Origin of the sequence: Nocardia sp. NPDC051570 (assembly GCF_044454005.1) — a bacterium.
In the GTDB taxonomy this organism is placed as follows: Bacteria; Actinomycetota; Actinomycetes; order Mycobacteriales; family Mycobacteriaceae; genus Nocardia.
This window is the reverse complement of the sequence record NZ_JBITDI010000002.1, coordinates 433,867-454,926: the sequence shown is the minus strand read 5'-3', so window position 1 is coordinate 454,926 and position 21,060 is coordinate 433,867. Positions and strand designations below refer to the sequence as shown.

General features: G+C 68.1%; 23 protein-coding genes and 1 pseudogene. 11 read left to right on the top strand and 13 right to left on the bottom strand.

The features are described from left to right. Positions 1-89: 89 nt before the first annotated feature. A pseudogene (locus ACIA76_RS05790) lies at positions 90-911 on the top strand (glutamate ABC transporter substrate-binding protein); the annotation flags it as partial. 512 nt (positions 912-1,423) lie between these two features. On the opposite strand, the gene ACIA76_RS05785 reads toward ACIA76_RS05790, so the two are convergent. After that, positions 1,424-1,969: a flavoprotein gene (locus tag ACIA76_RS05785; protein ID WP_397148896.1), complete on the bottom strand. Its 546-nt coding sequence runs from the start codon at positions 1,967-1,969 to the stop codon at positions 1,424-1,426. 22 nt (positions 1,970-1,991) lie between these two features. Then, positions 1,992-3,104 (bottom strand): XRE family transcriptional regulator, encoded by a 1,113-nt coding sequence (locus tag ACIA76_RS05780; protein ID WP_397148894.1) that lies wholly within the window; start codon positions 3,102-3,104, stop codon positions 1,992-1,994. A gap of 564 nt (positions 3,105-3,668) precedes the next feature. On the opposite strand from ACIA76_RS05780, the gene ACIA76_RS05775 reads away from it, so the two are divergent. Both ACIA76_RS05775 and ACIA76_RS05770 read left to right on the top strand, forming a co-directional pair. Then, positions 3,669-4,124: a MarR family winged helix-turn-helix transcriptional regulator gene (locus ACIA76_RS05775; RefSeq protein WP_397148892.1), complete on the top strand. Its 456-nt coding sequence runs from the start codon at positions 3,669-3,671 to the stop codon at positions 4,122-4,124. Next, positions 4,124-4,501 carry a DUF5313 family protein gene (locus ACIA76_RS05770; protein ID WP_397148890.1) on the top strand — a complete coding sequence of 126 codons (378 nt, stop codon included), beginning with the start codon at positions 4,124-4,126 and terminating at the stop codon, positions 4,499-4,501. Before ACIA76_RS05775 ends, ACIA76_RS05770 begins: the two co-directional genes overlap by 1 nt. A 13-nt stretch (positions 4,502-4,514) precedes the next feature. Here the strand turns inward: ACIA76_RS05770 and ACIA76_RS05765 are convergent, their stop codons facing one another. Both ACIA76_RS05765 and ACIA76_RS05760 read right to left on the bottom strand, forming a co-directional pair. After that, positions 4,515-5,921, bottom strand: a complete 1,407-nt coding sequence (locus ACIA76_RS05765; RefSeq protein WP_397148888.1) for a glutamate decarboxylase — start codon at positions 5,919-5,921, stop codon at positions 4,515-4,517. Between the two features lie 87 nt (positions 5,922-6,008). Next, entirely contained in the window at positions 6,009-6,611 is a 603-nt protein-coding gene (locus ACIA76_RS05760) for a TetR/AcrR family transcriptional regulator (RefSeq protein WP_397148886.1), read from the bottom strand. A 70-nt stretch (positions 6,612-6,681) separates the two neighbouring features. On the opposite strand from ACIA76_RS05760, the gene ACIA76_RS05755 reads away from it, so the two are divergent. Beyond that, positions 6,682-7,239 (top strand): TIGR03086 family metal-binding protein, encoded by a 558-nt coding sequence (locus ACIA76_RS05755; protein ID WP_397148884.1) that lies wholly within the window; start codon positions 6,682-6,684, stop codon positions 7,237-7,239. Positions 7,240-7,383: 144 nt separating this feature from the next. On the opposite strand, the gene ACIA76_RS05750 is transcribed toward ACIA76_RS05755, so the two are convergent. From ACIA76_RS05750 to ACIA76_RS05735, 4 genes are all read right to left on the bottom strand, one after another. Further along, positions 7,384-8,160, bottom strand: a complete 777-nt coding sequence (locus tag ACIA76_RS05750; RefSeq protein ID WP_397148882.1) for a hypothetical protein — start codon at positions 8,158-8,160, stop codon at positions 7,384-7,386. Positions 8,161-8,225: 65 nt separating this feature from the next. Next, positions 8,226-8,507, bottom strand: a complete 282-nt coding sequence (locus ACIA76_RS05745; protein WP_397148880.1) for a hypothetical protein — start codon at positions 8,505-8,507, stop codon at positions 8,226-8,228. Between the two features lie 134 nt (positions 8,508-8,641). Beyond that, complete coding sequence (locus ACIA76_RS05740; protein ID WP_397148878.1) at positions 8,642-9,358, bottom strand: hypothetical protein; 717 nt, start codon at positions 9,356-9,358, stop codon at positions 8,642-8,644. A gap of 100 nt (positions 9,359-9,458) precedes the next feature. Further along, positions 9,459-9,974, bottom strand: a complete 516-nt coding sequence (locus ACIA76_RS05735) for a nuclear transport factor 2 family protein (protein WP_397148876.1) — start codon at positions 9,972-9,974, stop codon at positions 9,459-9,461. 106 nt (positions 9,975-10,080) lie between these two features. On the opposite strand from ACIA76_RS05735, the gene ACIA76_RS05730 reads away from it, so the two are divergent. Next, positions 10,081-10,854, top strand: a complete 774-nt coding sequence (locus ACIA76_RS05730) for a 2-phosphosulfolactate phosphatase (protein ID WP_397148874.1) — start codon at positions 10,081-10,083, stop codon at positions 10,852-10,854. Here ACIA76_RS05730 and ACIA76_RS05725 read toward each other — a convergent pair. Further along, the gene (locus ACIA76_RS05725; protein ID WP_397148872.1) at positions 10,830-11,972 is read right to left on the bottom strand and encodes an FAD-dependent oxidoreductase; all 1,143 of its coding nucleotides are present in this window, start codon (positions 11,970-11,972) and stop codon (positions 10,830-10,832) included. The two genes, ACIA76_RS05730 and ACIA76_RS05725, sit on opposite strands and share 25 nt — an antisense overlap. A gap of 138 nt (positions 11,973-12,110) precedes the next feature. On the opposite strand from ACIA76_RS05725, the gene ACIA76_RS05720 reads away from it, so the two are divergent. Further along, positions 12,111-12,737 carry a TetR/AcrR family transcriptional regulator gene (locus ACIA76_RS05720; RefSeq protein ID WP_397148870.1) on the top strand — a complete coding sequence of 209 codons (627 nt, stop codon included), beginning with the start codon at positions 12,111-12,113 and terminating at the stop codon, positions 12,735-12,737. An 11-nt stretch (positions 12,738-12,748) separates the two neighbouring features. Here ACIA76_RS05720 and ACIA76_RS05715 read toward each other — a convergent pair whose 3' ends face one another. Beyond that, positions 12,749-12,997 carry a hypothetical protein gene (locus tag ACIA76_RS05715; protein ID WP_397148868.1) on the bottom strand — a complete coding sequence of 83 codons (249 nt, stop codon included), beginning with the start codon at positions 12,995-12,997 and terminating at the stop codon, positions 12,749-12,751. 237 nt (positions 12,998-13,234) lie between these two features. Here ACIA76_RS05715 and ACIA76_RS05710 point away from each other — a divergent pair, with 237 nt between their 5' ends. Beyond that, the gene (locus ACIA76_RS05710; protein WP_397148866.1) at positions 13,235-14,326 is read left to right on the top strand and encodes an NAD-dependent epimerase/dehydratase family protein; all 1,092 of its coding nucleotides are present in this window, start codon (positions 13,235-13,237) and stop codon (positions 14,324-14,326) included. Here the strand turns inward: ACIA76_RS05710 and ACIA76_RS05705 are convergent. Genes ACIA76_RS05705 through ACIA76_RS05695 form a run of 3 tightly spaced genes read right to left on the bottom strand, consistent with a single transcriptional unit; the run spans position 14,293 to position 17,498 of the window. Further along, positions 14,293-15,399, bottom strand: a complete 1,107-nt coding sequence (locus ACIA76_RS05705; RefSeq protein WP_397148864.1) for a sensor histidine kinase — start codon at positions 15,397-15,399, stop codon at positions 14,293-14,295. The genes ACIA76_RS05710 and ACIA76_RS05705 overlap by 34 nt on opposite strands. Continuing rightward, positions 15,389-16,078 (bottom strand): response regulator transcription factor, encoded by a 690-nt coding sequence (locus ACIA76_RS05700; RefSeq protein ID WP_397148862.1) that lies wholly within the window; start codon positions 16,076-16,078, stop codon positions 15,389-15,391. The genes ACIA76_RS05705 and ACIA76_RS05700 overlap by 11 nt, the downstream gene beginning before the upstream one ends. Position 16,079: 1 nt before the next feature. Then, the gene (locus ACIA76_RS05695) at positions 16,080-17,498 is read right to left on the bottom strand and encodes a hypothetical protein (protein WP_397148860.1); all 1,419 of its coding nucleotides are present in this window, start codon (positions 17,496-17,498) and stop codon (positions 16,080-16,082) included. 124 nt (positions 17,499-17,622) lie between these two features. On the opposite strand from ACIA76_RS05695, the gene ACIA76_RS05690 reads away from it, so the two are divergent. The 4 genes from ACIA76_RS05690 to ACIA76_RS05675 are packed head-to-tail and all read left to right on the top strand — an operon-like array spanning position 17,623 to position 21,033. Then, entirely contained in the window at positions 17,623-18,288 is a 666-nt protein-coding gene (locus ACIA76_RS05690) for a glycosyltransferase family 2 protein (RefSeq protein WP_397148858.1), read from the top strand. Further along, positions 18,285-18,962 (top strand): DUF2064 domain-containing protein, encoded by a 678-nt coding sequence (locus tag ACIA76_RS05685; RefSeq protein WP_397148856.1) that lies wholly within the window; start codon positions 18,285-18,287, stop codon positions 18,960-18,962. The genes ACIA76_RS05690 and ACIA76_RS05685 overlap by 4 nt, the downstream gene beginning before the upstream one ends. Continuing rightward, positions 18,959-20,617, top strand: a complete 1,659-nt coding sequence (locus ACIA76_RS05680; protein ID WP_397148854.1) for a molybdopterin-dependent oxidoreductase — start codon at positions 18,959-18,961, stop codon at positions 20,615-20,617. Before ACIA76_RS05685 ends, ACIA76_RS05680 begins: the two co-directional genes overlap by 4 nt. Beyond that, positions 20,614-21,033 carry a hypothetical protein gene (locus tag ACIA76_RS05675; protein WP_397148852.1) on the top strand — a complete coding sequence of 140 codons (420 nt, stop codon included), beginning with the start codon at positions 20,614-20,616 and terminating at the stop codon, positions 21,031-21,033. Before ACIA76_RS05680 ends, ACIA76_RS05675 begins: the two co-directional genes overlap by 4 nt. Positions 21,034-21,060 lie beyond the last annotated feature (27 nt).

Below are 21,060 nucleotides of genomic sequence, written 5' to 3'. Positions count from 1 at the left end.
AATCTCGCCCGGTAAAACCGAAAGACCGGTAAGTATGTGATTTTGAGGTTGATTTCGCGCGCACTCCACACAACAGGAAGGGTTCATCGATGAACTCGCTCGTGAGGAAACGGATGTTGGTGGCGCTCTGCATGGGCGCACTGCTCGTTGCGGCCTGTAGTAGCAAGGACGACAAGAACAATGCAGCCGAGAAGCCCTCAGCTTCCTCATTGACGATCGGCGTCAAGGCCGATCAGCCGGGTATCGGTATGCGAAACGCGAACGGGACGTACCACGGGTTCGATATCGACGTCGCCAAGTATGTGGCGAAGAAGCTCGGTGTCGCCGAGAGCGGTATCACCTGGAAGACCGTCCAATCCGATAATCGCCAGGACATGATCAACAACGGTACGGTCGATCTGGTGGTCGCCTCGTACTCGATGAACAAGCAACGCAGCGAACAGGTTTCCTTCGCCGGGCCGTATTTCATCGCGGGGCAGTCGCTGCTGGTTCGGGCGGATAATCCCGATATCGCGGGTCCGGAGGGTCTCAACGGCAAGAAGACCTGCTCCGCCGCCGGATCGACGGCGGCCGCCAAGATCAAGGACGATTTCTCCTCGCAGGCGCAGTTGATGGAGCGTCCGACCTACTCCGATTGTGTCGCGGGTCTGCGCGACCGTTCGGTCGATGCCGTGACCACCGATGACGTGATCCTCGCCGGATACGCCGCGCAGAGCCCGGGCGAATTCAAGCTGGTCGGTAAGCCGTTCACCCGGGAGTACTACGGTATCGGCCTGAAGAAGGGTGATACGAACCGGCAGCAGCAGCTCACCACGGCAGTCTCGGATATGATCGCCGACGGCAGCTGGAAGACCGCCTTCGACAACAACATCGGCGGGTCCGGATACCCGATGCCGAATCCGCCCGCGGTATTCGGCCGCACGGCCGCCGCCTCCGGAGGCACCGGCGCCGTCGACGCGGGTTTGACGTCCGCGGTCAATAACGCGGTGAACGCCATTGTCTCCAAGAACCCCGATCAACTGGTCCAGATGGCATGTGCCGCTTCCAAGCCCGACGCCGACAAGCTGATCGCCCAGATGATCCCCTATCGGGATGCGGCGCTGGCGGATGAACTCAAGGATGTGCAGCCGCATATCGACATCGTCGGCGTGACGCAGAACGGTGCGGATAAGGGGCAGTCCACCACTCATCTGTGGTTCAGCAACGTTCCCGACCGGTACAAGCAGTATGTGAACACCGAGGATGTCGCCGTGAATTGGCAGAAGAACAACGGCCAGTGGCAATGGTGCGGTCTGGCAACGGATTTCAGCCAGGAACAGTAAGCGAGCACCGGATTCGACCCGATCGGCCGGACCGCATGCGGCCCGGCCGATCGGGCGTCGGGGGCGAGCTCACCTTGTTCACGCTGGCAGCGGGCACCGCGTCAACGCCACGGATGTTCCAGCACCGCACGCCAAATCAACGGCCACGGGAACAGGTGGCGGTGTCCGCCGGTCCCGGGCTCGGGCTGCGGATAGACATCCTCCCCGAGGATCGTCACACCCCACTCGGCGAGATTGCGCATCCCGCTCTGAATGGCCGGAAAGCTGATCTGCGCGCGATTGGACGCCGGTACGGCGACGATCGGCAACCTCTTGCCGACCCCCTCGACTACCAGACCGAGCGGCAACGTATCGGAGATCCCGGCGGCCCATTTCGCCAACGAGTTACATGTCAGTGGCGCAACCGCAATGGCATCGGCCTCCGGGAGTACATCCGGGGTTCCCGGATCTTTGTACTCGCTCCGCACCGGATGCCCGGTCTTCGCCTCGAGCGCATCGACATCGATGAACCTGCGCCCGTACGGCGAAGCGACCACGCACACGTCCCACCCGTCGGCCTGTGCGAGATCCACGAGTGTGCCGACATCCCCCGCAATCGGTGAACCGGTCACGATGGCATACAGAACGGGCTCGCCCTGATCATTCATAGGGCCATCGTGTCATCCGTTGTTACACCATGGCACCGAGCCAGGAGGCGAACCCGAGCAGGCTGCCGGTCTGTCGGCGTTGGGCTGCGGCGATGCCGTAGACGGTTTCCCGTACCGAGGGGTGCAGCCGGGTCTGTTGGGGTGCTGCGGCGCGGGCCTTGTCGAGTGCGGTGAGTGCGCGATCGGGTTTGCCGGACATCAGCCAGGCGCGTGCGTTGTCCTGCCAATGGTGGCCTATGCGCGGTGCGGCCATACCGGGCGGCAGGTGCAGCGCCGCGCCCTCGCGTGCGGCCTTGCCGGGATCGCCCGCTTCCAATTCCACCGCACAAGCGTGGATTTCGACATTGCCAGGTCCGAAATCCGTTGTGTAGAGATTGCTTTCGCAAGTCATGGGCCGGGCAATCGCCCGAGCCTCGTCGATATGCGAACGCGCCAGCTCCAACCGGCGGCCACGCGCGGCAACGATCGCCCCGCGAAGATGCCCGTACCCGCGCAGAACCCTCTCGCCTTCACTCTCTCCCGGAAGTATCTCGAATCCGCGCCCCACCAACGCCAAAGCGACATCCGTTGCCCCGTGCGACATCAGCAACCGAGACCGCTTCATGAGACTCCGCACCGCATAACCCGGATCCTCGACATGAGAAGCGGCCCAGTCCAACCGGTCGAGCACCAAGGCGGTGAGCGACGAGTAACCAAGCCGATAGCACGCGCACTCCGCGGCAATGTATGCAGCACAAAGCATCTCATACACCTGAGCGCATTCGTCTCCGGTCCTCGCATCGCGAAGCGCACCGTGCAACCTCCGAATCAGACCGGGCAGCATCGCCAACGCCCGCCGCGTCCGATCCCCGCGCAAAGCCACCTCCACCGCTGCCGATTCAGCTGCCAACGCCACGAGGCCGAGCGATTCGTCCGCCTTCACATACGCACCCTCGACAAGAATCGTGCGGAGATCCATCAGCCCCACCAGCGGCCCATCATCCTCGAGCGAGCCCTCATAGGGCACCCCTTGCAACCGCTCGACGTCGACACCGAGCGCGCCCGCGACCGCCACGATGAAACCGGGGCTCGCCACTTCGCGGCCTTGTTCGACGGCCTTGACCATGCTGAGGCTGTATTGGGCACGACCAGCCATTTACCGCTGGCTCAACCCGGCAATCTTGCGCTGGGCGGCGATTGCCCGTCCGATGTGCCTACCCACGAATCCGAGGGTAGATCGATGTCTCCGGTCTCGCTGCGCAGTTGTCCCTTTGCTGGCCCTCCGAATCCCTGCCCGGCGCGACGCTCTTCATGCCGCTCATCATGGTCGGTGCCCGGCCACTCGCGACCGATTGCGCTCGAGGGGATCGGAAAAGGGTTCGGGGTATGTAACGCAACTGTGGGGCAAGCACGACTTGTTCGGTAGCGGTATGTTCGCGATGCGGTATATCCGCTGTCCTTATCTAGTCGCGTCAGGATGTTTAGCGGTGAAGAGCGTTTTCATCGGGCTGTTCGGGCGGTGCCGTCGGCGCCGGTCATCCTCGTGGCTTCCAGCAGGCCTTCGAGTATCGAATTCAGTGCCCCACAAGGGAATAACGGTGCGAACGTGCCGTGTCCGACATCTCTCCGAGCCGGAGGTGTAGCACTCGGCGATCCTCGGTTGACGCACATCACGCACGAACAGTTTGTGCGCTAACTGTTGGCGCGTTAAGCTCATGCCGTGGAGATCGAAGATCCGTTGCGGCTGGACCGGCAGGTGTGTTTCGCGCTAGCGGTCGCCAATCGTTCGGTGCTCGCGGTGTATCGGCCGTTGCTGGAACCGCTCGGCCTGACCCATCCGCAGTATCTGGTGATGCTCGCGCTGTGGGGCGAGGCGCCGATGTCGGTGAAGGCGATCGCCGAGGCGATCCAGCTGGATTCGCCGACGCTGTCGCCGCTGCTCAAGCGGCTCGAGGCCGCGGGGGTGATCACCCGCCGCCGCCACGAGCACGATGAGCGCACGCTGCTGATCGACCTCACCGAGGCCGGGTGGGCGCTGCGTCGCGAGGCGGAGAAGATACCGCCCGCGGTGGTGCGGCGGCTCGGGGTGAGCCTGGCGGATCTCGAGGAATTGCGCGCGGTGCTGACCCGCGTCAACGAGGCGGCCCGGCGGGCGCCGGTAGGTAGGGAGAACTGATGGAGCGACAGACCCCCAATCTCGTTCAGCGCGTGCGCTACATCGGCGGGGCGACGCTGCCGCCGTCGATGCGCGAGTGGGTACTCGAGGATCTGACCGGACCGGGCGCCGGGCGCCGCTATCTGCTGCGGTTCCTCATTCCGATGATTCCGGTGCTGTGTCTGTTTCTGCTGGTTCCGGGGCCGCTGTGGGTCGGCCTGTCGATGATGGCGTTGCTGTACATCCCGCTGATCTACTTCACCATCGCGCTGATGTACGTCTACCGCCGCCACCGCCTGGTTCGGCACGATCTGGATCCCGCGCTCGCCGATGTCACCGAGCGCCGCCGCGCCGCGGCCGAGCGCGAGGCCTACGAACTGCGCCACGGTCGCGGCTGAAAACCCTTGACGCTCACCGTGATTCGGTGCCGTGCGCGAAGCCGCCGGATTCCGGTCCACGCACCGGGCGATCTTGTGCCCGCAGCCGTGGGATCGCGCGTTCGAAGGCATCGAGCAGCAGATCGGCCAGATCGTGGCTGAAGCCGGTGCGCACCACGATGCGCAGCACCGCCAGATCCTCGCGCTCGGCGGGGAAGGTGTAGGCGGGCACCAGCCAGCCCTGTTCGCGCAGCGCGGCCGAGACGTCGAAGACCGAATAGCCGGTCTCGGTATCGGCCAGCGTGAAGGCGAACACCGGTAGCTCGCGCCCATCGGTGAGCAACCGGAACGGGCCCAGCTTCGCGATCCGGTCGGCCAGATTCGAGGCGACCTCGCGGCAGTAGCCCTGAATGCGTTCGAATCCCTTGTGGCCGAAGCGAAGAAACGTGTAGTACTGCGCGATCACCTGCGCGCCCGGCCGGGAGAAGTTCAGCGCGAAGGTGGGCATCTCTCCGCCGAGGTAGTTCACCCGGAAGATCAGATCCTCGGGCAGGGCGGCGCGGTCGCGCCACACCACCCAGCCGACACCGGGATACACCAGCCCGTACTTATGCCCCGAGGTGTTGATCGAGGCGACGCGCGCGAGCCGGAAGTCCCACTCCAGCTCCGGATCGCAGAACGGTGCGATCATCGCCCCGGACGCGCCGTCGACATGGACCGGGATATCCCAATCATGTTGCCGCCGCAGCTCATCGAGCGCGGCGCAGATCTGCGCGACCGGTTCGTAGCTGCCGTCGAAGGTCGAGCCCAGGATCGCGACCACGCCGATGGTGTTCTCGTCGCAGTACTTCACCGCTTCCTCCGCGGTGAGGTGAAAACGGTTGCCGGACAGCGGAACCAGCCGCGCCTCGACCTCCCAGTAGTTGGCGAACTTCTCCCAGCACACCTGAACGTTGATGCCCATCACCAGATTCGGCCGATCGGTGGACAGGCCCGCGGCGCGGCGGCGGTGCTGCCAGCGACGTTTGAGCGCCAGCCCCGCCAGCATGCACGCCTCGCTGGAACCGGTCGTCGAACAGCCGATGGCGCGGTCGGGATCCTCGGCGTGCCACAGATCGGCGAGGATGCGCACGCAGCGGTGCTCGAGCTCCGCGGTGCGCGGATACTCGTCCTTATCGATCATGTTCTTGTCGAAGCATTCGCTCATCAGTTCGCGGGCCTTCGGCTCCATCCACGTAGTCACGAAGGTGGCGAGATTGAGCCGTGCGTTCCCGTCGAGCAGTAGTTCGTCGTGCACTATCTGATAGGCGGTGTCGGGATCGAGATCCCCGGCCGGCATCCGGTTGCGCGGGATGGACATCGGCTCCCGGGTGAAGACCGGATTCACCGCGACCTGTTCGGAGGCGCGAGCACGCGGACCGGACGGATGCGACAGCGGCATGGACAACCTCCAGGGACGAGGACGAGTCGGTTCCGAGTCGATCCTGCCCGCCCGGGCCCGATCGCGCCGCCCCGGCACACCGACGGATCACCCGGTGAGTCCGGCGGCGTGGCGCATGGCGCGACGGCCGCGCGCGGCGGCGGACCGGTCGTCGAGCAGTTGGATGCCCTGATTGACGGCCATGGAGATGCCGACGAGGGTGGTGGCGATCTCCTCGGCGAAGCGATCCGAGACGGTCGAATCCTGCTGTGCCGCGGCGATTTCGGCGGTCAACAGGGTGTGCCAGTCGATGACCGCCGCGCGCACCCGGTCACGCAGTGGGCCGGGACGGCCGTCGAGTTCGGCCGAGACCGAGGTGACGAAACATCCACCGGGAAAAGGACAGTCGGCGAGATAGTCGATCCAGGCGTCGATCAGCCGCGCGAGCCGATCCGGTCCCGGCGGCACTCCGGCGAGGGGGTCGACGACCGCGGTACGGAAGATCAGGCTCGCCCGCTCGAGGACCTCACCCTGCAGGATGTCGCGGGTGCCGAAGGGGCCGATCACACCCGCCTTGCTCATGCCGAGGCGATCGGCCAGCGCGCCGATCGTCAAGCCCTCCAAGCCGATTCGGGACGCCTCGTCGACGGCGGTGCGCACGATCCGTTCGCGGGTGCGGGCCGCGTCGGCGAGGGAACTGCGGGGAGACATGTCCCCGATCTTAACGTACGATCGTTCGCTATAGATATGGCGAATGACCGTACGTTATCGAAGGTGAACCATGAGTGATCTGCTGCGACTGGATGCGACCGCCCTGGCACTGCTCGGCCACGACGTGGCCACCGTGTCCGAATCCGAACTCGGCGCGCCGACGCCCTGCACCGGCTGGACCGTCCGGGATCTGATCGAGCATATGAATTCCCAGCACGAGTCCGTGAATTCGGCGGCGCTCGGTCCGCTCGACGACCACGCCGACGATCCTCGCGACGACTTCGCCCGGATCACCGGGCGGTGGCTGGCGGCCGCGGAGAACAGCGGCGGGCAGATGCGACTGCGGCTGCTCGGCCGCGCGACCACCGAGCGTGTCCTGGGAATCCACTTCGTGGACATGCTGGTGCATCGCTGGGATCTGGCGCGGGCGGTGGGCCGGGAATGCCCGGTGCCGGATCGGTTGCTCGCGGCCGCACTGCCGCTCGCGCGGGCCAATACCGCACCGGGGAGCGTTCTCAACGGGCCGGGCGGGATGTATCTGCCGTCGCTGAGCGAGGATTCGGCATCGACGCCGATGGATGCGATCGTGGCGCTGCTCGGCCGCGATCCGATGTGGCAGCGGCCCTGACCCTGGTGATCACGGCCGTGCCGGGCGCATGGTCTAGGGATGACGACCGAGTTGATGTGGCTGCTGCACAGGATGATCATCAATCTGCAGGAGTGGGGGATCCTGGCCCCGATCCCGACGCTGCGAGGGTAATCGCCCGCGCCGCTAGCTCGTCCGGCGCAGGCGGTTCGCCTCGGCGTCCAATGCGGCGGCGCGCAGGTAGGTTTCGGTGGATTCGGCCGAGCGGCTGTGCCAGAGGGTCACCTGTTCGGCGCAGCGGGCCACGTGGATCGCGGCGTCCTCGCCGGGGGCGCGCTCGATCTGCTGTTCGGCCTCGGTGAGGCGGCGCTGCGCCTCGAACAGCTTGCGGCGGCAGTGATCCGGATCGACAACGCTCTCGCGCAGATTCTCCGCCTCGCGTTCGAGGTCGTCGATGCGCTGCCGATCCGGATCGGGCGGGTCGGGTGGATCCAGCGGTGGAAGGGGTTGCTCCGCCGCGTAATTCATCATCAGCAGGGAGGTGGGCGGCTGCTCGGGGTGCTGCAGCCGCGCGAGGGCCAGCCGGCGATCCTCCTCCTCGCTCGCGCGCAGCATGGCGATCTGTTCGTCGACGTACTCGTCGGTGATCGGCAGGTGGATCAGCCGGGCGGTCATCGAGATCAGTTCGCCGCCCTCGGCGTCGCGCAGGATCACCGCGAGCCGGCCGATCGGGGCAGGATCGGGACGGCCGTCCATGCGGGCATCGACGACGGCGTCGCGGCAATCCTCCAGCGCGGTGGAGCACGCCAGATCGAACAGCTCGCTGCCCATCTCGTACGGGCTCGCCGCGGCCTTGCCCGTCCAGGGATGTGCGTCGTCCCAGGACAGGGCGCCGTATTCGACCACCCGGTCGTCGTGGCGCAACTCCCAGGAGTAGTCGGCGTCGGCTCGGTCTATCGGCACACGTCGATTGTGGCCCCGTGGGCGCGGGTGTGCGAGCGGATCATCGGATGTTCACTGTCGCGCGTTCAGGATCCGATGACCGCGTTCATGATCGTGCCCGCACTGGTGGCGACGATGCCCCCGATCATGGCCCCCGCCACCATCCGCGGCGCCTGCGAGCCGCCGCCGGTCCACTTGTCCCAGGCGAATCGGCCACCGGCATAGGTGATCCCGAGCACGCCGGACAACAGCACGAACCAGGTGAAGTACCGGACGAGCCGCATCAGCTTATCCGCGACGGGCGGTGTCTCGGGAGTCGGATTACCGAGCTGAGCGAGAACGGTGTCGTGCAGGGCCGCAAGTATCATGATGAGGCTCTTTCGCTGTCGTGAACTGCTCGGTACATGAAAATGCTAGAGCGCGAGCCGGTTTCGGCGCCAATCTTCCAGAAAGGAAGTGGGAGTGCGGCTGCGGACAGTCGAGCAGTGCCTGCGGCGAGTTACTAGATGATGACCTGGGTCGTTTGCCGGACTGCGGTCTGATTCACCGCGTCGGTGGAGGTGTTGTCCGGCAACGAATCAGCGGGAGCGGGATCCGGCGCGACATCGGCGGGCGCCTCGGAGGGAGGAGCGGCCGGGACGGGGATGAGGGTCACGGGGGCGTCGGCCTGCGGCGGGAGCGTATCGAGTTCGGTACGCAGCTGGGCGATTTCGGTGGCCAGGTCGGCGCGGAGTTGTTCGCGTTCCAGGAGGCTGGCGCGCAGGCTCTCGATGGTGTCGTCCATGGCGACGAGGCGGCGGTCGGCGCCCTCGAGCCGCCAGGCGATCACCGCGCCGCGATCGACATGGGTGCTGGCGTTCTCGAGCCAGCTGACGACGTATTCGATCCAGTCGGGCTGTTTGGGCATCGGTTCGGTGTCGGTCCAGCCGCGGCGCAGCGCGGGCTTGGAAGCGAGCACCAATTCGCTGTCCGGATCGGCCAGCTGGACCAGGTTGAGCTTGCCCGCGCTGGTCACCACCGCGGTGATCCGGTACTGCCCGGCGAGATGCATCCGCAGTTCCGCGGTGCCGCGCCCGTCGGCGTCCATGGCGCCCAGCCAGGGCCCGTAGGCGGCATCGATGAGCGCCTCCAGCAGCCCGAGCTGGCCGACCCCTCGCCGCAGCCGCGTGGCCCGCTTGCGTAGGTCATCGGGCGTGGCGTTCATCTGGTCCCAGTGCATCGCATCCGCTTTCCTCGACTCATCGATATAACGATCTCTCCGAATCTATCGGCATCGTCCCGACGGTCGTGGTAGTGGAGGCGGCGTGCCGAGACGGTCGTCACAGCCGGTCGGTGGGCGCCTGCCCGCGTCGGCGTCGACGTAGAGCGAACCCCAGCGGCGCGAGGCGGCCGCGTCGGCGCGCGGTCTCGGCCGCCGGGGCGGCGAGTGGGTCGAGAACGCAGACGCACTGGCAGATGAGCGCGCCGCGAAAGCGCACCGCGAAAGCGTAGCCCTGCCGGCGGCGCTCGCCGGTGGACCGCGTGATCAGCTCGCCGCGGGCGAAGACCAGCCAGGTATCGGCGTCCAGCAGCGGTTCGGCGGCGGCCAGATGGGTGATGTCGATATCGTGGTCGGTCAATCGCGCTACGGCCCGGCGCACCTCGTCATGCCCGGTCAACCGGGTCGGCAATTCCGGTGGCATCCCGCGCAGTTCGATCACAGCGTCCTCGGTCAGCAGCGGCAGATAGCGGTCCAGCACCTCCGAGATCTGCCCGGTGACCGGTGGTCCGGCCACCGTGAAATCGGCACGGTCGCGCGCGCTACGGTCAGTCGTCTCGGACCTCGATGTGCTCATCACGCATCTCCTCGGGCTACTGCGGTTACCACCTCGCTACTCGTGCATTACCGACCACAGTAGACCGGCTAGTAGGGTTCGACGCTGTGACAAACAGCTACCTGAGATGCGGGGGGACAGGGTGGCGGGCGTCTTCGATCAGGACGGATATCGGATCCGGCTCGAGTGGGGACGGGAGGGCTTGGCCGCGCTCGCGCCGCACTGCGGGGCCGTGATCATCGTCGACGTCCTCTCCTTCTCGACCTCGGTGGATATCGCGACCGGTCGCGGCGGCCGGGTGCTACCGCTGCCGTGGCGCCGAACCGATCCGCGCGTGGCCCGGGCGGCCGAGCGGGCGGGTGCGATACCGGCGGTGGCGAAGGGCGAGGAAGGCTGGTCGCTGCGCCCCGCCTCGCTGCTGGATCTGCCCGCGGGAACACTGCTGGCACTGCCCTCACCGAACGGCGCGACCCTCTCGGCCCGGGCCGCCGATCTCGGTGCGGCCGTCTTCGCCGGATCGCTGCGCAATGCGGCCGCGGTGGCGAGGGCGGCGGCCGAGGCGGCGGGGGATCGTCCGATCGGGATCATCGCCGCGGGCGAACGGTGGGCCGTCACCGAGGGACCCATGCGTCCCGGCATCGAGGACTATCTGGGCGCCGGGGCGATCGCGGCCGCACTCTGGGATCGGCAGGACAGCGGGTCGCCCGAAACGCGGGTGGCCGCCTTGGCCTTTCGCGCCGCGGCCGACGATATCGCGGGCCTGCTCGCCGAGGCGGTGTCGGGGCGGGAGCTGATCGGCATCGAGATGGGCGCCGATGTGGCCCTCGCCGCCGAGGTGGATGTCAGTGCGGCCGTGCCGCGACTGATCGACGGGATCTACGCCGACCGGCCGAACAGTTGACCGGCCAGTCGTAGCGACTGGTCGACGGTATCGAAACCCCGTGGCAGCATGATGGTTTCGTAGGCGGCGACGGCATCGGTGCGGGAGCGCTCGCTCGACAGCAGCTGTTCGGCGAGGGTCGCCGCGTCGCGCAGCGCGGTGTTGGCGCCGACGCCGCCGGTCGGGGGCATGGTGTGGATCGCGTCGCCGAGCAGGGTGACCGGGCCCGGCTGCCAGGGGTCGACGCGGCGGGCGTAGCGGATGGTGATGGGGAAGAATGCGTCGGTATCGGCTCGGGCGAACAGTTCACGCAGGGTCGGATGCCAGTCGGCGGTGGCCTCGACGGCGAGTTGCCACAGTTGTTTCGGGGTGCGGCGATAGAGCTCCTCATCGGTGACGCCCAGCCGCTCGTTCGTGGCGGCGAGGGTGGTCATCAGATAGTCCGAGGCACCCTCGGGGCGGGTGCGGAAGCGCACACCCGCGAATCCCGCGCCGCAGCCGGATTCGTCGGCGGCCCAGCAGAATCCGCGGTAGAAGTCGTCGGGGATCAGTGCCGCGGTGGCCTCGGTGATCGTCATGCGGCCGTAGAGACAGCGGATGCCCAGATCGGCGATCTCGGCGTGCGGGAGCAGGCGGCGGCGCACGGCGGAGCCGACCCCGTCCGCGCCGACGAGCAGATCGCCCTCGTCGGTGCCGCCCTCGGCGAATTCCACTCGTACTCGGCCGGATTCGGTGATCCGGTAGTCGGCCACCGTGCGGCCGAAGTGGACGATATCGGTGAGGCCGGTGAGCAGGCCCGCGCGAAATGCGTTGCGGTCCACGTGCGTGATCTCGTCCGCGGGGACGTTGGGGAAGGTCTGCGCCATGACCTGCTCCAGGCGATGGGTGTAGCCGGCGACGAGATCGCCGCTGACGCCGCTGGTTTCGCGAATTCGGTCGAGCGCGGCGCGCGGCAGGCAGGCCCGCAGCGCGGCATTCCCGTCGGGGTCGATGTGAATTCGGTAGCCCTGGTTGCGGATTCGCGGTGTGGGGTCCTGTTCGTAGACGGCGACGTCGAGTCCGCCGTGGTGCAGCACCTGTGCGAGCGCGAGCCCGCCGACGCCGCCGCCGGCGATGAGGATTCGAGGGTGAGTCGACATGGTCCGGTCCTTCTGAGTGTGTGACCGCTGCTGTCGCGGCGTCCTCCCATCGTCAAACGAACCGACACCTTTGTCAACCAGATGGTTGATTAACTCACGGCGACGCTTGAAACTGCCAAGTGAGGTTATGATCATGAGGTGCCGACGTCGAAACCTCGCAGGTCACCCAAGCCGCAGGAGCGGCAGCGCGATTCCGAACGCACCCGCCGACTGATCCTGGAGGCGGCGGCGACCGAATTCGGGGCGCACGGTTATGCGGGCGCGCGGATCAGCGCGATCGCCACCCGCGCGGGGGTCAATCAGCAGCTGATCTCGTACTACTTCGACGGCAAAGAGGGCCTGTACCAAGCGATGTCGGGCCTGTGGCGGGAGCGGCAGGACGAACTGGTCCCGCCCGGGACGCCCATGCCCGAACAGCTGCGCCGTTATGCGCTGGAGGCGCTGCACAACCCGCAGGGCGCGCGGCTGCTGGCGTGGGCCGGACTGCAGTACACCGGGCCGGATGAGAATCCGGGCGCGGCGACGGTCAACGAGGGGATCCTCGCCGGCGTCGAGCAGCTACGGGCGCTGCACTCCGACGGTCGGTTACCGGCCGAGGTGGATCCGGGCTGTCTGCTGATCATGCTGATGGCCGCGTCGATGGCGCCCGTCACCCTGCCGCAGATCGTCGAGGGCGTCTGCGGCGTGGACCCGGGCTCGCCGGAGTTCCTCACCCACTTCGCCGATCAGGTCGCGCTGCTGGGGCGGTTGATCGGGTTGGCGTGACGGGCGGCCGATCAGCCGTCGCGCGAAGGGGATTCGCCGTGGGCATCGGGGGCCGTGCCACTGCTCGGGCGGTGACTGTGCCTGCCGCCCTTGGCTTTCGCCTCGGTCGGCTGCGCCTTGGCACCCTTGCGGCCGGCCGCGCGCGGGTCGGCGGAATTGGCGCCGCCGAAACTGCCACTGCTGGCCAGACCGCCCTTGCGGGCCTGCTCCACGGTGTCCGCACGGTTGCCGAACTGCCCAGGATTCTTCGGATCAGCCATCTCGGCCCTCTCCTTCGTCGATGGTCGACAACGCGGCCGCTGAACGCCGGTATGGTGGCTTTACCCGCAGGCAGGCGCCGTAATCCTGGTCCCCGAGTAGGGAATCCGGAACAAACGGACGGCTGATATGACCGAACTCTGACATTTCGCGGCATCGGCCGTGTCCCGGTTCCCTCCTCGGCCCTCGGGCGACCAGAATGCTGTGCGTCCGTGCGTGGATCTCCTACGAAAGGTCGAATGATGCGGGTGTTGCTCACGGGGGCGGCCGGATTCATCGGGTCCCATATCCGCCGCGCCCTGGAGGCCCGCGAGTATGAGGTGGTGGCGATCGATCTCATGCTCGCCGCCGCGCACGGGCCGCACGCCGCGCCGCCGCCGGAGGTCGAGCGCGTGGATGTCCGCGATCCCGAGGCGCTGGACCGGTGTCTGCGCGGGGTGGATGCGGTATGTCATCAGGCGGCCGTGGTGGGTGCGGGGGTGAGCGCGCAGGATGCGCCCGCCTATGCCAGTCACAACGATCTCGGCACCGCGGTGCTGCTGGCGGCCATGGATCGGGCTCGCTGCGGGCATCTGGTGCTGGCATCGTCGATGGTGGTGTACGGCGAGGGTCGCTATGTCGATGGGCAGGGTGCGGCGGTCGAACCGGAGCCGCGCCGACGAGAGGATTTGGACCGCGGCGTATTCGATCATCGGTCGCCCTCGGATGCGGTCCTGGACTGGGCGCTGGTCGACGAGTCCGCGCCGCTGCGGCCGCGCAGCCTCTACGCGGCAAGCAAACTGGCGCAGGAGCATTACGCCGCCTCCTGGGCGACCATCACCGGCTCGACGGTGACGGCGCTGCGCTACCACAACGTCTATGGCGACGGAATGCCCAGGGATACACCGTATTCCGGCGTCGCGGCCATCTTCCGCTCCGCACTGGAACGGGGTGAGGCGCCGCGAGTGTTCGAAGATGGTTGCCAGGCACGGGACTTCGTGCACGTGCGCGATATCGCCGCGGCGAATGTGGCTGCCCTGGACCGGCCGCTGTCGAGGTTCACCCCGCTCAATATCGCCTCGGGACAACCGATCACGATCGCCGAGGTCGCCACGGTGCTGGCCGCGGCCAGCGACGGCAAGCAGCCGGTGGTCACGGGGGAGTACCGCGCGGGCGATGTGCGCCACATCGTCGCCTCACCGGAGCGTGCCCGCCGGGAACTGGGCTTCACCGCGGCGGTCACCCCCGAACGCGGCCTGATCGAATTCGCCCACGCCCCTTTGCGTCCGGCCTCCGGAACCGGCGCTCCCCAGTGGCGTCAGGACACCAGCGGCAGCCGCACCTCGAAATGAGCACCCAGTCCCTCGGCGGGCGGCCCTCCCGAGTTTCCCGTATGCAGCCGCCCTGAGTTCTCGGCATGCGTCCGTACTGAGTTCCCGGCGTGCTCTTCGCCGGGAGTCGCCCGGATCGAACCCCCATGTGCCTGCACCAGACCCGCCGCGATCGCCAACCCCATGCCGCTACTGCTGCCGAGGGCGTCCGCGGCCGGGGTGCGGGCGGTGCTGCCGCGGTAGCCGACCTCGAAGATGCGGGGCAGATCGGCCGCGGTGATGCCGGGGCCGGTGTCGTCGACGCGTACCCATGCCTGGCGGCCGTCGGTGCCGACGGTGACGTCGATGCGGCCCCCGGCGGGGGTGTGCGCGATGGCGTTGGCGATCAGGTTGGTGAACACCCGGCTCAACGCCCGGTCGCTGCCCGCGACCGGCACCCGATGGGCGGGTTGGGTTGCGGTGAGTGCGATGTCGGCGCGTGCCGCGGTCGGGGTGTTGGCGGCGAGCACCTCGTCGACGACCTCCCGCAGATCCAGCGGTTCCAGCGACAGGCGCAGCGCCCCGGCGTTGATCTTGGACATCTCGAACAGATCGTCGACCATGGCGGTGAGCCGATGGGTCTCGCGGACGATGGTGCACCCGTAGCGTTCCACGTCCCCGGCCTGGTCGACCACGCCGTCGGCCAGCGCCTCGCCCATGGCACGGATGCCCGCCAGCGGGGTGCGCAGATCATGGCTGACCCAGGCGATCAGTTCGCGCCGCGAGCGTTCAGCCGCGCGTTCCTGTTCGAGCATCTGCTTCTCCCACACCATGTTCCGGGCCTGGGCGCGGCCGAGCAGTACGGCCGCCGGGACGGTCACCGCGGTGACCACGCCGAGTACGACGGCCGTGCGCTCGAGCTCGTCGGTGAACATCAGCCCGCTGACCGCGATCACTCCGGCCAGGGTGGCCAGCGCCGGAATCAGCACCAGCACAGCGGTACTCGTGATGAGCGAACGATTGCGGGTCCAGCGCAGCAGGAGCGCGCCGATGCCGACCACGGGCAGTGAACCCGCCAGCGCGTAGGCGATCAGGCCGAGGATATCATTGGGCATCGTCGGAATCGATTCTGCCCCAGGCGTATCCGCGGCCCCATACGGTGTCGATGCGGTGCGCGTCGCCGAGTTTGGCGCGGAGGCGTTTGATATGGACGGTGACGGTGGACAGGTCGCCGAAGCTCCAGCCCCACACCTGCGCGAGCAGCTCCTGACGGCTGAACACGCGCTGCTGATGGCCGAGCAGGAAGGCGAGCAGATCGAATTCGCGGGCGGTGAGATCCACCGGCACGCCGTCGATCTGGACGGTGCGTGAGGAGCGGCGCAATTCGATGACGCCGCTGCGCAACATCTCGTCGCCGCCCGGCGCGGGATGGGCGCGGCGCAGCACCGAGGCCACCCGCAGCGCCAGCTCGCGCGGGCTGAACGGTTTGGTGACGTAGTCGTCCGCGCCCGCCTGCAGGCCGATGATCCGATCGTCCTCCTCGCCGAGAGCGGTGAGCAGGATGATCGGCATCTGCGGATGTGGGCCCGATCGGACCGCGCGGCACAGCTCGATCCCGTCCGGGGCGGGCATCATCACATCGAGGATCGCGAGGTCGATCTCGTTGCGCGCCAAGACCTCCGCCGTCGCGGGGCCGTCGGCGGTCTCGATCACGGTGAGCCCGTCGCGTTCCAGATAGCGCCGCACCACCTCCCGGACCACCGGATCGTCGTCGGCTACCAGAATGCGCATCATGTCACCAGTTCGTCAGGACCAGATGGTTCAACAGCAGGGCGGTCGCGGCCTGGATCACGAGCCAGAACCTGGCGCCGCGGGCGGGTAGCAGCGCCGTGCCGGCGAGCACCCACATATCGAACGGTAACCAGATCCGTTCGGTCTCGGCCTTGCTCAGCCCGCTCAGATCCGCCGCCAGGATCGCCGCGAGTCCGGCGGCCGCCAGCACGGCGGCAGGTTCCACGCTCGCCAGGCGGGCGCGCCGAGTGGGCTGGAGCCCAGCATATTCGGTCGAGAACGGGCGCAGCAGTTCGCGTGCGAGGCGGTGCAGCGCCGCCGCGGCAGCGGGCCCGAGCGCGCAGGCCGCGGCCGCGAGATCGGCCCACACCCAATACGAATAGGGACGCTCGGTGGCGATGCCCTGGTAATAGCGTTGCACCACAAGGTGATAGCCGTCGAACCACCAGAAGCCCGCGGTGGTGAACATCCCGGCCACCAGCAGCGCACCGACCGCGGCCACGAGCGCCGGGCGAATCGCGGGCAGCTCCGCCCGGCGCAGCAGTCCCAGCGCGATCACCGCGGCGGCCGGAATCGCCATCAGCACGAGGCCGTAACTGAGGTAGACGCCGAATCCGAACAACACGCCGGAGCCGAAAGCGGCGGCGAGCCAACGCCTTTCCTGGCGCATCGCCACGGCCAGCAGCGCCACCGCCCAGGCCATGACCCCGGCGAACAGGGCGTCGCCGGAGACCGCGATCCAGATGGCAGCTGGGGCGAGGGCGAGGTACGGCGTTGCGGCGCGGGCCCTTTCCTCCGATCCCAGGGCGCGCAGCGCGACCGCCACCGCGGCCGCGGCGCCGCAGCCGACCAGCGTGCACAGCCACGCCGCCCAAGCGCCGCCGCCGAGGCCGACGCGGTCGAGCAGGACGAAGGTCAGCAGCGCGCCCGGCGGGTGGCCGGCGACGTGGGTGGTCCAGGAGCCGGGCTGGAAATCCAGGATGCGGGCGGAGAATCCGCGCAGCATGGCCGCGATATCGGTGACGCCGCCGACCTCGTGCAGATACTCGTCGCGGGTGGTGAGCCGGCCCGCGAAACCGCGCTGCCAGCCGTCGATCATGGCCAGGGCGAAGGCCCAGCACACGGCCGTCAGCCAGGTGAGCGCCAGCAGCCGACGCCAGGGCAGCCGCCGAGACAGGCTCGGGCCGTAGGCGATGACCAGTGCGGCGATCGCGATCGCGGGTGCCGTGCCCCAGCCGATATGGGTCATCCACTGGCCGAACAGCGGCGCCGCGCCCGCGTACAGATGCTTGCTCCACTGTTCGCCACGAATTAGCGGGACGGCGATGGCGAGGGCGACGAGGGCCACCGCGGCGCCGGCGCAGGCGAGGTCGGCCCGGCTCGCGAGGCCGGGTCGCGCGGTGGTGACGGAGGTGGTCGGCACGGGTACACCCTAGAGCCGTGACCGGCCCGAGACCGTCAGGATGAGTGTTCGTCCAGGTCTCGTCATACTTTTGTCACCGATTCGCTGACCCTCTTCGGGCCGTCGTGGCTCTACGGTCATCGGTGTGACCGAATCACACGAGGAGCCGGGTGTCACCGTGGTGATCCCGTGCCGGGACGAGGCGGGTGCGTTGCCGGGTGTGCTCTCGGCCGTTCCGTCAGGGTATCGAGTGATCGTGGTGGATAACGGTTCCACCGATGCGACCGCGGCTGTGGCCCGATCGGCGGGTGCGACCGTGGTCGTGGAGCCGACCCCCGGATACGGCAGCGCGGTGCGTGCGGGCATCGATGCCGCGCGGACCGAGGTGGTGGCCGTGCTCGACGGCGATGGGTCGATGGATCCCGCCGAATTGCCGCGACTGGTGGCCGAACTGGGCCCCACGGTGGATATGGTGGTGGGCCGCCGCCGACCCGCCGCGCGGGGTGCGTGGCCGTGGCATGCGCGGCTGGGCAATGTGCTGGTGGCCCATCGGCTGCGCCGGCGCTACGGGCTGCCGGTGCACGATGTGGCGGCCGTGCGGGTGACCCGCCGCGCCCGGCTGCGTGCGCTCGGCCCGCTGCATCCGCGGTCGGGCTATCCGCTGGAGTTACTGGTGCGGGCGGCGCTGGCCGGGTGGCGGATCGTCGAGCGCGATATCAGTTATCGCCCGAGAAGCCATGGGGTATCGAAGGTTTCGGGTTCGGTGCGGGGCACCGTCCGCGCGGTACGCGACTTCTGGAGTGTGCGATGAGTGGATTCGATATCGCCGCAACGCTTCTCGTGGTGGCCAAGGCGCCCATCGCGGGATTCGCCAAGACCCGGCTGACCCCGCCGTTGTCGCCTGCCGAGGCGGCAAGTCTCGCCGCGGACGCGCTGCTGGATACGCTCGCCGCGGTGCGGCTCAGCGGGGTGCGGTACGCCGTGGTGGCCTGGACCGGTGACCTCGATCGCGCCGAACAGGCCGAGGATCTCGCCGTGGCGCTGCGTGACTTCGCCGTGATTCCGCAGCGCGGCAACGACTTCGGGCAGCGGCTGGCCAATGCGCACGCCGATGCGGCCCGATTCGGCCTGCCGGTGCTGCAGATCGGCATGGACACCCCGCAGGCCGGACCCGAACTGCTGGGGGCGGCCGCGCGGCTGCTGGTCGACACCGGCGACAGCGTGCTCGGTTTCGCCGCCGACGGCGGCTGGTGGGCGCTCGGCCTGCCCGATCCGCGACCGGCCCGCCTGCTCACCGAGGTCCCGATGTCGACCGACCGCACCGGCGAGCACACCCGAAATATGCTGCACCGCTGCGAATATCGTGTCCGCGAGCTCCCGATCCTCACCGACGTCGACTATTACCACGACGCCCTCGCCGTCGCCGCCGAATGCACGGGCCGCTTCGCCCGCACCGTCGGTGACCTGGAGCGTGTATCGCAATGATCCCGACGGCCATCGAGAACCGGATCTCACCCGCCCGCGATACCCGGGTCACGGCGCGGGTCGGCATCGCCCTGGGCGCGACGATCACCCTCTGCTTCCTCACCGGCCTGATCAGCCATTGGATCCAACATCCGCCCACCTGGTTCGTCTGGCCCACCCACCCGGTATGGCTCTACCGCGTAACCCAAGGCGCCCATGTCATCTCGGGCACCATGACCATCCCCCTGCTCCTGGTCAAACTCTGGTCCGTCTATCCCCGCCTGTTCGCCCGCCCGCGCCTGGGCGACCCCCTCCAGCTCCTGGAACGCGCTTCCATAGCAATCTTGGTGGGCGCCACCATCTTCCAACTGACCACCGGCCTCCTGAACACCGCCAAGTACTACCCCTGGAAGTTCTTCTTCACCACAACCCACTACGCCATGGCCTACGTAGCCATAGGCGCCCTGGCAGTCCATTTGGCCGTCAAGCTCCCCATCGTCCGCACCGCCCTGTCCACCCCCCTGGACGACCCGACCCCTGCCCCGGCCGCCGGGGCGGCCGGGGCAGGGGACATGGTGGCGGCTGGCGCCGGGGAGTCGAGTGGGGACGACGCTGGTGAGCCGAAAGGTGTTGACGCTGCTGGCGAGAGGGATACCAGCGCCAAGGTTGAGAGGGGCACCGGCGCCAAGGTTGAGAGGGGTGCCGGCTCCGAGGTCGAGGGAGGTATCAGCCCCGAGGTCGGAAGGGGCACCAGCCCCGAGGTCGAAATGGGTGCCAGCGCCGGGATCGATACGGGTACCAGCGCTGGTACCTCGAGGGGCACTGATGCTCACATCAAGACGGTCGCTAATGCTGCGGGCGAGAGGGATGGTGGCGCTGAGGGCGAGACGGGCTCTGGCGCTGGGGAATTGAAGACGGTCGGTGCCGGTGGGCTGAAACGTGTTGGCGCTGAGGGATCGAAGGGCCAGGGCACAGCCCTCGGTGCGCCCATCTCGGCTGCGGGCTCGTCTCCGGAGTCGCCTGCTCTGGCGGCGGGTCCGTCCCCAGAGTCCCCTGCTCCGGCCGCCCCAGCGGCCGGGGCAGGGGTGTCGCGGCGGGCGGTGTTGGTGGGGGCCGGGTTGGGGGCTGTGGTGGCAGGGTTGGCGGTGGCGGGGCAGACGGTTCCTTATCTGCGGTGGTTGGCGGTGTTGGCGCCGCGGAGTGGGGAAGGGCCGCAAGGGCTTCCGGTCAATCGGACCGCGGGGGAGGCGGGGGTGGGGGAGATGGCCTTGGCCGAGGGGTATCGGTTGATGGTGAGCTGTGGTGGGGGGAAGCGGGGGTTTTCGCGGGGGGAGTTGGCGGGGTTGCCGCAGTATGAGGTGGAGTTGCCGATTGCTTGTGTGGAGGGGTGGAGTGCGTCGGCGCGGTGGGCGGGGGTGCGGTTGCGGGATCTGCTGGGGGCGGTGGGTGAATATCGGGGTGGGGATGTCGGTTTCGTGTCGTTGGAGACCGGGGGGATCTACGGGCGGTCGGTGTTGCCGCGGCGGCATGCGGTGGACGATTCGACGTTGGTCGCATTGCGGCTCAACGGGGCGGAGCTGAGTCTGGATCATGGTTATCCGTGCCGGCTCATCGCGCCGAATCGTCCGGGCGTGCTGCAGACCAAATGGCTGTCCTCGATCGAGGTGCTGTCGTGATCGCCGTGCGAATCATCCTGCTGGCCCTGGGAATCGGAGCGGCCGGCTACGGCATCCGGATGTTGCTGGAACAGAATCCGGACGATCTGCGATCGGTGGTGATCTGGTTCGCGGGCGGAATCATCCTGCACGACTTCGTCTTCGCGCCGATCTGCGCGGCCGTCGGGGTCGGCGCGCGGCGGCTGGTGCCCGCAGCGTGGTGGGCCTCGGTGGTCTACGGTGGCATCTGTTCGATCGCGCTGATCGCGGTCGCGCTGCCGGTCGTGGACCGCGAACACGCGCTCGCCACCAACTCGACCGTGCTCGACCGGCCGTACGGAATCGGCCTGCTCCTCGCCCTGGCCGTGGTGTGGCTGCTGGTGGCGCTGCATCTGATCGTTCGGGCCTCGGCGCGCCGGCGGCGGCTCTACCATTGATCTCGGTCGGGCTCTCCAGGTTTCGAG

Bases quoted from the DNA above. Each gene is read 5' to 3' on its own strand.
- ACIA76_RS05705 (WP_397148864.1), bottom strand. From the start codon at position 15,399: ATGCCCAATGATATCCTCGGCCTGATCGCCTACGCGCTGGCGGGTTCA.
- ACIA76_RS05755 (WP_397148884.1), top strand. From the start codon at position 6,682: ATGAGTGATCTGCTGCGACTGGATGCGACCGCCCTGGCACTGCTCGGC.
- ACIA76_RS05700 (WP_397148862.1), bottom strand. From the start codon at position 16,078: ATGATGCGCATTCTGGTAGCCGACGACGATCCGGTGGTCCGGGAGGTG.
- ACIA76_RS05680 (WP_397148854.1), top strand. From the start codon at position 18,959: ATGATCCCGACGGCCATCGAGAACCGGATCTCACCCGCCCGCGATACC.
- ACIA76_RS05745 (WP_397148880.1), bottom strand. From the start codon at position 8,507: ATGATACTTGCGGCCCTGCACGACACCGTTCTCGCTCAGCTCGGTAAT.
- ACIA76_RS05740 (WP_397148878.1), bottom strand. From the start codon at position 9,358: ATGCACTGGGACCAGATGAACGCCACGCCCGATGACCTACGCAAGCGG.
- ACIA76_RS05765 (WP_397148888.1), bottom strand. From the start codon at position 5,921: ATGCCGCTGTCGCATCCGTCCGGTCCGCGTGCTCGCGCCTCCGAACAG.
- ACIA76_RS05710 (WP_397148866.1), top strand. From the start codon at position 13,235: ATGATGCGGGTGTTGCTCACGGGGGCGGCCGGATTCATCGGGTCCCAT.
- ACIA76_RS05715 (WP_397148868.1), bottom strand. From the start codon at position 12,997: ATGGCTGATCCGAAGAATCCTGGGCAGTTCGGCAACCGTGCGGACACC.
- ACIA76_RS05735 (WP_397148876.1), bottom strand. From the start codon at position 9,974: ATGAGCACATCGAGGTCCGAGACGACTGACCGTAGCGCGCGCGACCGT.
- ACIA76_RS05760 (WP_397148886.1), bottom strand. From the start codon at position 6,611: ATGTCTCCCCGCAGTTCCCTCGCCGACGCGGCCCGCACCCGCGAACGG.
- ACIA76_RS05725 (WP_397148872.1), bottom strand. From the start codon at position 11,972: ATGTCGACTCACCCTCGAATCCTCATCGCCGGCGGCGGCGTCGGCGGG.
- ACIA76_RS05685 (WP_397148856.1), top strand. From the start codon at position 18,285: ATGAGTGGATTCGATATCGCCGCAACGCTTCTCGTGGTGGCCAAGGCG.
- ACIA76_RS05785 (WP_397148896.1), bottom strand. From the start codon at position 1,969: ATGAATGATCAGGGCGAGCCCGTTCTGTATGCCATCGTGACCGGTTCA.
- ACIA76_RS05780 (WP_397148894.1), bottom strand. From the start codon at position 3,104: ATGGCTGGTCGTGCCCAATACAGCCTCAGCATGGTCAAGGCCGTCGAA.
- ACIA76_RS05730 (WP_397148874.1), top strand. From the start codon at position 10,081: ATGCGGGGGGACAGGGTGGCGGGCGTCTTCGATCAGGACGGATATCGG.
- ACIA76_RS05770 (WP_397148890.1), top strand. From the start codon at position 4,124: ATGGAGCGACAGACCCCCAATCTCGTTCAGCGCGTGCGCTACATCGGC.